9 protein-coding genes are annotated in these 9453 nt (G+C 57.4%); 8 read left to right on the forward strand and 1 reads right to left on the reverse strand.

Going from position 1 to position 9453, the window contains the following annotated elements; genetic code table 11:
* Positions 1-24 precede the first annotated feature (24 nt).
* The 4 genes from AC1QQ2_RS10155 (at position 25) to murJ (ending at position 6132) form a co-directional block, all read left to right on the forward strand.
* A complete protein-coding gene (locus AC1QQ2_RS10155; RefSeq protein WP_479713030.1) occupies positions 25-1209 on the forward strand; it encodes a penicillin-binding protein activator in 1185 nt (394 codons plus the stop codon).
* Positions 1169-3994, forward strand: a complete 2826-nt coding sequence (locus tag AC1QQ2_RS10160) for a [protein-PII] uridylyltransferase (protein ID WP_479713031.1) — start codon at positions 1169-1171, stop codon at positions 3992-3994. Before AC1QQ2_RS10155 ends, AC1QQ2_RS10160 begins: the two co-directional genes overlap by 41 nt.
* Positions 3994-4524 (forward strand): hypothetical protein, encoded by a 531-nt coding sequence (locus AC1QQ2_RS10165; RefSeq protein WP_479713032.1) that lies wholly within the window; start codon positions 3994-3996, stop codon positions 4522-4524. The genes AC1QQ2_RS10160 and AC1QQ2_RS10165 overlap by 1 nt, the downstream gene beginning before the upstream one ends.
* Positions 4525-4590: 66 nt before the next feature.
* The gene (murJ, locus tag AC1QQ2_RS10170; RefSeq protein WP_479713033.1) at positions 4591-6132 is read left to right on the forward strand and encodes a murein biosynthesis integral membrane protein MurJ; all 1542 of its coding nucleotides are present in this window, start codon (positions 4591-4593) and stop codon (positions 6130-6132) included.
* On the opposite strand, the gene AC1QQ2_RS10175 is transcribed toward murJ, so the two are convergent.
* The gene (locus AC1QQ2_RS10175; RefSeq protein WP_479713034.1) at positions 6129-6854 is read right to left on the reverse strand and encodes a rhomboid family intramembrane serine protease; all 726 of its coding nucleotides are present in this window, start codon (positions 6852-6854) and stop codon (positions 6129-6131) included. The genes murJ and AC1QQ2_RS10175 overlap by 4 nt on opposite strands.
* Before the next feature lie 103 nt (positions 6855-6957).
* On the opposite strand from AC1QQ2_RS10175, the gene trpS reads away from it, so the two are divergent.
* The 4 genes from trpS to AC1QQ2_RS10195 all read left to right on the forward strand — a co-directional run.
* A complete protein-coding gene (gene trpS, locus AC1QQ2_RS10180) occupies positions 6958-7980 on the forward strand; it encodes a tryptophan--tRNA ligase (protein ID WP_479713035.1) in 1023 nt (340 codons plus the stop codon).
* 249 nt (positions 7981-8229) lie between these two features.
* A complete protein-coding gene (locus AC1QQ2_RS10185; RefSeq protein ID WP_479713036.1) occupies positions 8230-8685 on the forward strand; it encodes a universal stress protein in 456 nt (151 codons plus the stop codon).
* A gap of 166 nt (positions 8686-8851) precedes the next feature.
* Positions 8852-9196 (forward strand): hypothetical protein, encoded by a 345-nt coding sequence (locus AC1QQ2_RS10190; protein WP_479713037.1) that lies wholly within the window; start codon positions 8852-8854, stop codon positions 9194-9196.
* A gap of 142 nt (positions 9197-9338) precedes the next feature.
* Positions 9339-9453: NifU N-terminal domain-containing protein (locus AC1QQ2_RS10195; RefSeq protein WP_479713041.1), on the forward strand; the 115-nt coding region annotated here is incomplete at its 3' end.

Genomic DNA, 9453 nt, shown 5'->3' on the forward strand with positions numbered 1-9453 from the left:
CGATGCAAGAGGAGTAAGATATTCATGTTCGCATTTGCTCGCACCGCCAAACAGGTGGCCGCACGGATTTTCGTTTTGTTTTCCATCGCTTGGGTTGCCGCCTGTGAGCCGATCCCCGTCTCGAACGGAGTGGGTGGTGGAATGCGTGTCGATCCGACAAAACCTGTCACAGTGGCGCTTTTGGTGCCCGGTGGGTCAGGCGTCGAATCGGATAGCTTCCTTGCATCGAACCTCGAGAATGCGGCGCGGATGGCCATTGCGGACCTTCAGGGCGTGCAAATTGACCTGCGCGTCTACAACACGGGCGCGTCACCTGAACAGGCGGCAACTGTCGCGACGCAGGCCGTGAATGATGGCGCGAAGATCATCCTCGGGCCCCTTTACGCTGATGCTGCAAACGCGGCAGGTATCGCGGTTGCCAATCGTGGCGTGAACGTTCTGGCGTTTTCGAACAACTCGTCCATCGCAGGCAACAACGTGTTTGTCCTTGGGCCAACCTTTGACAACACCGCAAACCGTCTCGTGTCCTATGCGGGCACAAAAGGTATCCAGAATTTCAGCATCGTGCACGGCGACGACCTTCAAGGCGCCGTTGGCCGTGATGCGATTGCCAATGCGGTTCGCAACGGTGGCAAAACAGTTGGCAGCGTGCAGAGCTACCCGATGACCCAGCAGGGCATTATTTCGGCGGCTGGCCCGATTGCCAATTCGATCCGCAGCTCGGGATCGCAGGCGGTCTTTTTGACAGGCGGCGTCAATGCTGACCTACCGCTGATCGCAACTGCACTGCCAGAACAAGGGATTGATCCAACTGTCACCCAATACATCGGTCTGACCCGTTGGGATGTGACCCCTCAGGCGCTTGCTCTGCCGGGTCTTCAGGGTGGTATTTTCGCGATGCCTGACACGCAGATGATTTCCCTCTTTGAATCGCGATACGCCGCAGCCTATGGGCAAAATCCACATCCGCTTGCTGGTCTGGCCTTTGACGGGATCGCCGCCATCGGCGCGCTCCTTGCCCAAGGCAACCCCGAAGCCCTTTCGGTTGCTGGCCTCACTCAATCGCAAGGGTTCCAAGGCACACAGGGCGTGTTCCGCCTACTGCCCAACGGCACAAACCAGCGTGCGCTTGCGATCGCTCAAATTCAGAATAATCAGGTGGTAATCCTTGAACCTGCCCCAAGAAGCTTTGCGGGACTCGGCTTCTGAGCCGACCCTCCTCACTCAGGCCCCCGATGAAACCTCTGCCATAGGGCTGATTTGCGCTGCGGTAGACATCTTTGACGAACTTGCCGTTCAGGCAGAGATCGACGCGAAATTGGCTGACCTCACGGACGCGATGGCGATCCGTAAGGCGGTGGTTGACGTCCTGATCGCGGCCCGCAAAAAAGGCGTGGCTGCGATTGAGGCTGCATTCGTGGAACGCCCATTTGACGCCCGCCCCGTGACGCGGTCCTACACGATGCTCACCGATTATCTGGTGAAGACCGTCTATGATGTCGCGCGCACTCGGCTGCACAAGCTGAACTCTCCCACCGATGGGGAACGGCTCGCGATTGTGGCTGTGGGGGGCTACGGGCGGGGTGAAATGGCGCCCCACTCGGACGTCGATCTGCTGTTCGTCACGCCCTACAAGATCACCCCTTGGGCGGAGAGCTTGATTGAATCCATGCTCTATATGCTGTGGGATTTGCGGCTCAAGGTCGGCCACGCGAGCCGCACGATCAAGGACTGTCTGAGGCTTGCCCGTGAGGATTACACCATTCGCACCTCGCTGGTGGAGTTTCGTTTCCTCGACGGTGACGAAGATCTGGCAAAGTCGCTCAACGACAAACTTTGGAGCGAACTGTTTTCCACCACGGCCACCGATTTCGTTGAAGCCAAGCTAGAAGAACGCGCTGAACGCCACCGCAAACAGGGTGGGCAGCGATATGTGGTTGAGCCAAACGTCAAAGAGGGCAAAGGCGGCCTTCGCGATTTGCAGTCATTGTTCTGGATCGCGAAATACGTGAACAAGGTGCAGACCACGGCAGAACTAGTGGATCGCGGCGTATTTACTCCTGAGGAATACACAACCTTCCTTCAGGCCGAAGAATTCCTCTGGGCCGTTCGCTGCCACCTGCATTTGATTTCCGCGCGGGCGATGGATCAGTTAACCTTTGACCTACAGGTCGAAGTGGCATCGCGCATGGGATACCACGACAGCGCAGGTCGGCGCGGCGTTGAACACTTTATGCAGGACTATTTCCGCCACGCGACGCGTGTGGGCGAATTGACCCGCATCTTCTTGACCGCGCTAGAGGCCCAGCACGCAAAACCAGAGCCAATGTTGCAGCGGCTGCTGACCCGCCGTCGCAAGGCACGTCCGCCTTATGCGATCAAACAGAACCGCCTGACGGTCGCCGATGAAAAGGCGTTTTTTGCCGATAAGGTGAACATGCTGCGCATCTTTGAAGAAGCGCTCCGCACCGGCACCTTGCTGCACCCAGAGGCCATGCGCCTTTTGGCGGCGAACCTCGATTTGATCGACGACAGCGTGCGCGACGACCAAGAGGCGATCCGCATCTTCCTCGACCTGATGCTGAAACACGGGAACCCCGAACGGGCGCTGCGTCGGATGAACGAATTGGGCGTTTTGGCCGCGTTCCTACCCGAGTTCGCGCCGATCGTGGCGATGATGCAGTTCAACATGTATCACAGCTACACCGTGGACGAGCACATCATCCAATGTATCAGCCACCTCGCACAGATCGAACGCGGTGAACTGGTCGAAGAACTGCCCGTCGCCTCTGGCATCCTGAAGGAAGGCGTGAACCGCAAGATTATCTATGTCGCGCTTCTGCTCCACGACATCGGCAAGGGTCGCCCCGCAGATCACTCGATCCTCGGCGCACAGATGGCCCGCAAGATCTGTCCGCGTCTGGGTCTGACCAAAGAGGAGTCCGAGACGGTCGAATGGCTCGTTCGGTATCACCTCTTGATGTCCGATACCGCGCAAAAGCGTGACCTGTCCGAGCCGCGCACAGTCCGTGATTTCGCAAAAGCGGTGAAGTCGGTTAAACGGCTCGACCTGCTGACCGTTCTGACCGTCTGCGATATTCGCGGCGTTGGTCCGGGCACATGGAACAACTGGAAGGCCATGCTTCTGCGCGACCTGCACCAGTTGACCAAAATCGCGCTGGAAAGCGGGATGGAAGAAATCAACCGCGACGCCCGTGAAAACGAAGCCAAGAAAGCGCTGCGCGAGGCATTGTCTGATTGGGATGCCAAGGATGTTCGCACGGAACTCGGGCGTCATTACGGTCCCTATTGGCAGGGTCTGCCCGCCTCGGCTCAGGTTATCTTTGCGAAACTGCTGCACGACATTTCGGATGTGGAAATCCGCATCGATATGGAGCTGGACCACGATCGTGACGCGACACGCGCTTGTTTCGCAATGGCCGACCATCCGGGTCTGTTCAGCCGCATGACGGGTGCGCTGGCACTTGTTGGGGCGAACGTTGTGGATGCGCGCACCTATACGTCCAAAGACGGCTATGCGACCGCGATTTTCTGGATTCAGGATGCCGAAGGGCACCCCTATGAAAAGGCTCGCATGCCGCGCCTGCGCCAGATGATCGAACGCACGCTCAAAGGTGAGGTTATCACCCGCGAGGCGCTGAAGGACAAAGACAAGATCAAGAAGCGCGAGCAAGCCTTCCGCGTTCAGACCCATATCACGTTTGATAACGAAGGGTCGGACCTCTACACGATCATCGAGGTGGATACCCGTGACCGCGCGGGCCTCTTACACGACCTCACACGCACGCTTGCTGCGAACAACGTCTACATCGCTTCTGCCGTGATCGCGACCTATGGCGAACAGGTTGTCGATACCTTCTACGTCAAAGACATGTTCGGCCTGAAATTCCACCAAGAGAGCCGTAGGCAAGCGCTTGAGAAGAAATTGCGCGAAGCAATCGTTCAGGGCGTGGAGCGGGCGAAGGTAAACTGATGCGATATGCGAAAACCCTCGCGGTAATCGCCGTGGGGCTAGCGATCGGGATGGTGGCGCGATCTGCGTATCAAAGCGCACATCGCGTCGAGGCCATGATCGCGCATTTTGATCGTGTCTGCCGATCCGCATATGATGGGAATTTCGTATCCGAGGCTGCACGAGAGGCGTTCGAAGGTAAAGCACCGCCTGAGATGCTCTGGGACGGCGCGTCGAAAACCTTTGCAGAGGTTCAGCACTCGCGCTGCGCTGTGTTCGAGGGTGAAAACCTTTTGAATGATGAGGACCGAGAACAATTCGAATTGGCAGTTGCGGACTATCTGGCAAAGGCGTTTCCGCAACTCACCTTCGACCCGAAAGCGGAACTAGATAGCTTCGATCTATTCAAATTTTGGGCCCAGTACAGTCTCAACGACCCGAGGCGTTGGGGCATTTCACTAAGCCGTATTCAACGCCCCACCGACCTCACCGCTATTGTCGAAAACTGGTCGCTCGTGCGCACCGAGATTAAGATTGTCATTCCTCACTAAGATTGGCCTGACATTCCAATCGGCATTCATGCTAGAAGGCGGGGAATTTTACTTTTGGACTTCTAAATGAAACCCATTCGCCTTGTTTCTGGCTTTCTGACGGTTGGACTGTGGACCTTACTCTCTCGTGTTTTGGGGTTCGCGCGGGACATTATGATCGCGGCCTATCTTGGCACAGGCCCCGTGGCAGAAGCGTTTCTGATCGCGTTTTCCCTGCCCAACGTGTTCCGTCGGTTCTTTGCCGAAGGGGCGTTCAACATGGCCTTTGTGCCGATGTTTTCCAAAAAGGTCGAAGGCGACGAGGACGCGGCGAAGTTTGCCAATGACGCGTTTACAGGTCTGGCGAGCGTTCTGATCGTCTTTACCGTGATTGCGATGGTCGCGATGCCGTGGCTCGTGCTCGCTATGGCCTCTGGGTTTCAAGGGGACGAGCGGTTTGACCTCGCGGTTCTCTACGGTCGGATCGCATTCCCCTATATCCTGTTCATTTCCCTCGCCGCACTGTTGTCGGGTGTTCTGAACTCTATCGGTCGGTTCACGGCTGCCGCCGCCGCGCCCGTATTCCTGAACATCTTTTTCGTCAGTGCTATGATCCTCGCGACCATTATGGAGTGGCCGATTGGGGACACATTGGCGTGGACCGTTCCCTTTGCTGGGATCGGGCAAATGGCGCTGGTTTGGGTTGCTGCAAAGAAGGCGGGATTTACGCTAACATTCAGCCGCCCAAAGATGACGCCCGACCTAAAGCGGCTCGCGATTATCGCGGCCCCTGCGGCGCTGGCGGGTGGTGTGGTGCAGATCAACCTGCTGGTCGGTCGTCAGGTCGCGAGCTTTTATGACGGCGCTGTAGCGTGGCTGTCCTATGCGGACCGCCTGTATCAGCTGCCCTTGGGCGTTGTCGGCATCGCGATTGGCGTGGTTCTTTTGCCTGACCTGTCCCGTCGTTTGCGCGCTGGTGACACCGAAGGCGGGCGTGATGCGTTCAACCGTGCGTGCGAGATGTCTCTGGCGCTGACGATCCCTGCGGCGGTCGCTCTGATGGTGATCCCGATCCCGTTGGTTCAAGTGCTCTATCAACGCGGCGCATTTGGCACCGATGACACGATGGCGACGGCAATCGCGGTGGCGGTCTATGGCCTCGGCCTGCCTGGGTTTGTGATGCAAAAGGCGCTGCAGCCGTTGTTCTTTGCACGCGAAGACACCCGCCGTCCGTTCTATATCGCGCTGGTGTCCCTGATCGTGAATGCCACCGTCGCCATTGGCCTAATGCCCTACATCGGCTTTATCGCGGCGGCCATTGGCACCACATTGTCTGGCTGGGCGACTGTCGTTTTCCTCTGGGTAAAGTCCCGCAACATGGGCGAAGCCGCCACCTTTGACGATCGGTTCAAGAGCCGTTTTTGGCGGATTTGCACAGCGTCGGTGATGATGGGCGTTGTGCTTTGGGTCGCTGCTGTGGTGCTGACGCCTGCGCTTGGCCTGCCGCTGTGGCGGTATCTCGCGCTCTTTGTACTGATCGGGATCGGCATGGCCGCCTATTTCATCAGCGGCCAAATGATCGGCGCGTTCAAACTGTCAGAGTTCAAACGCGCGATGAAACGCGGTTAATCGCTGCGCTGGCGGATGCGGTTGACGAATGCTGCCCATCCGCCCGGACCAACGAGCGGCGACAACAAAAGCCCCGCAAAGAACCCAGCCATATCGGCGACGCCAACGTAGAACACCATCGGCGTGGCATCCCCACCCATGCCCAAAACGGCAAAAATCTTGAGCATCAGGCCCCACATGACCTGAATGATCAAAAGCATGCCGATCATGGAAAACGCCCGCCAACGGTTTTGCCCCGTTTGACCGAGCCGCATCCACATCATGTAGGAAAACGCGCCAATCAGCCCGTAGATCGGAGGATAGGCGCCATAGAGTGGCCAGTTTTCAGGAGCCACAGCGCCAAAGACCATCGCAGCCACGATGCTGGGAACCACGAACACAGACAGCATCGACGCCCAATGCCAGCGTTCGCCGACAAATTTGCCCAAGGCCAATAAGATCGCCATGGCGAAAAACGCATGGGTAAAGCCGGAATGGATGAAGGGATAGGTCACGTAACGCCAGAGGAACTCAGGAACGAACAGACCACGCGCAAACATCTCGTGTTGAACGGCAGGGAAGAACCCGAAATCGGTGACCGTATCCGCACGCCAACCGATCCCAGCTGCCCCCGCTAAGACCCCCGACCCTGCCAGTTGCATCAGGATTTCAACGCCAGCGATCAACAACGCCAGCACAGCAGCGGTGTTCGGAATGTCGTTCAACAGGCTTTCGCGTTCCATATCTCTGTCTTCCTTGCCTCTATCTGCCCGCTTCGCATTGACGGGACTTGCCCCCCTCGGTAAGCCTTCGCCGACTTTTAATCCAGCCCCGGAAGGTTTGACGATGACCGATACCAAATTCACACCGCGTGTGTTCTCTGGCATCAAACCCTCGGGCGGGTTGACCCTTGGCAACTATCTCGGCGCGATCAAGCGGTTTGTGGATATGCAGGGCGGCCAGTTCGAGACGATCTATTGCGTGGTGGACCTCCACGCGATCACCGTCTGGCAAGACCCCAAAGAATTGGCGAATGCGACACGTGAAGTGGCTGCTGGCTACCTCGCCTCTGGGATCGACCCTGAACAGTCGATCCTCTTCAATCAGGCTCAGGTGTCTGGCCATGCCGAGCTCGGCTGGATTTTCAACTGTGTGGCCCGCGTCGGCTGGATGAACCGCATGACCCAGTTCAAGGACAAGGCGGGTTCGGGCAAAGACGCGGAAAAAGCGTCGCTTGGCCTTTATGCCTATCCATCGCTGATGGCGGCTGACATCCTTCTCTATCACGCGACCCACGTTCCCGTGGGCGAGGACCAAAAGCAGCACGTCGAACTGACCCGCGACATCGCGAAAAAGTTCAACCACGACTTCAAGGTGGACTTCTTCCCCGAAACGATCCCCGTGATCGAAGGCCCAGCGATGCGGGTCATGAACCTGCGCGACGGCACCAAAAAGATGTCCAAATCGGGCGAGTCCGATATGGAACGCATCAATATGACCGACGATGCGGATACGATCTCGAAGAAGTTCAAGAAAGCAAAGACCGACCCCGAGCCGCTTCCCGAAACACTCGAGGGGCTTGCAGAACGTCCCGAAGCCCGCAACCTCGTCAACATTTATGCCGCGTTGAACGATATGACGAACGAACAGGTCATTGCCGAATATGCAGGCGCGGGGTGGGGCAAGTTCAAACCGGCACTTGCCGATCTTGCCGTCGAAAAGCTCGCTCCGATTTCGGGCGAAATGGCGCGTATGATGCAGGACCGTGCCGAGATCGACCGCATCCTCTCACGCGGGGCCGAGCGCGCACGCGAGATCGCGGAACCGATCCTCAAACAGACCTACGATATCGTTGGTCTCTTGCGCTGAACCTATCTGGCGGGGCCTCGCGCCCCGCTTTTCGCTTTGGCTTCGAACGGACCAAGTGCGCAAACCGTCACAATTTTGAATCCGACTCGGCTCAGGCTGGGCTTGCATACCATTCGTGCTGTGCATCCCTGATGATCCGGCTTGTCCCTGCCGATCACACTTGCGCGTTCGGCCTCCCCTGCCGGACGTGCATCTTTGTTGCGCCGTTTGCTTGGATCAGCCAATATCGCCCCGAGCAAGGAGACCAGAATGCGCAAATTCCTCGTCGTATTGGATGATAGCCGTGAATGTCTGAACGCGATGCGCTTCGCCGCAATGCGGGCCAAGAACACCGGCGCCGGTGTTGCGATCCTATCTGTGATCCCTCCCGACGAGTTCAATCACTGGATCGGTGTTGGTGAACTGATGCGTGAAGAGGCTCGAGAGCGTATCCATGCGCATTTCGAAGTCTTCGCAAAATGGATGCGTGACCGCCAGAATATCTCGCCCGAACTGATCATCCGCGAAGGCGAGGCTGTCCAACAGATCCTCGACGTTATTTCGGAGAACCCCGAAATCGGCGTTCTGGTTCTGGGGGCAGGCAACGACAAAAAGGGCCCCGGCCCCTTGGTCAGCCAGCTTTCCCGCCAATCAGGAAGCCTCCCCGTGCCGATCACCATTGTTCCGGGCGATCTGTCCAAGGATCAGCTCGAAGCCATTACCTAAGAGCGGATGGCAACGAGACAGCGCATGGCTTCCGTCGTTCACTTTTCGACACCACAGACAAAATAACGTTACCAATCAGAGCGTTATTTTCACGACGGGAGCGATTTCGATCTTCGTATCAAAAGGGCGAACACACTCGCTGATACAAAATCGAAAGGCTAAAACGATGAAATTCAAAGCTCTCCTCCCCATTGTCGCGGTCATTGCATCCTTGGGCGCGGCTACGGCATCCACCGCAGCCGGTTACAACTACTTCGGCACGCTCGAGACAAATCTTTCGAGCGGAAACGCGGTAGAGGTCGGATTGGTCCGCGCCGAGACTCAAGGTGTCGTCGAAATCTATGACTATTACTACGGCGAACGTGGCGCCCTTCTCGGAACAAAAACCGTCCAAGGTGGCGCAAACGGAGACGTTGTGGTCGACATCGATGCCCAGCATTCGGGCACTGTTCTCGCTGTGCTCAAGGTCGGCGGCAAAGAGGTCGCACAGCAAGTCTTTACCTTTGACTAATCTTTACGGCGAACGCGGGGTTCCGACATGGACCCCGCGCAAGCGCATTGCGTGCGCGGTCTTCTCACTTTAGAATGGTTCCAACATTGACATAGGGGTCAGGTCGCACCATATAGAGCCTGACAAAAAAGGTTGGCTAATCATGTTTATCCAGACAGAATCCACGCCGAACCCGGCGACGCTCAAATTCCTTCCGGGTCAAACTGTGCTCGAAGCCGGCACTGCCGACTTCCCCTCGGCCGAAGCCGCCAAAGCCT

The sequence above is a fragment of the Aestuarium sp. genome, from assembly GCF_023253315.1.
GTDB classification, from domain to species: Bacteria; Pseudomonadota; Alphaproteobacteria; order Rhodobacterales; family Rhodobacteraceae; genus Marivivens; species Marivivens donghaensis.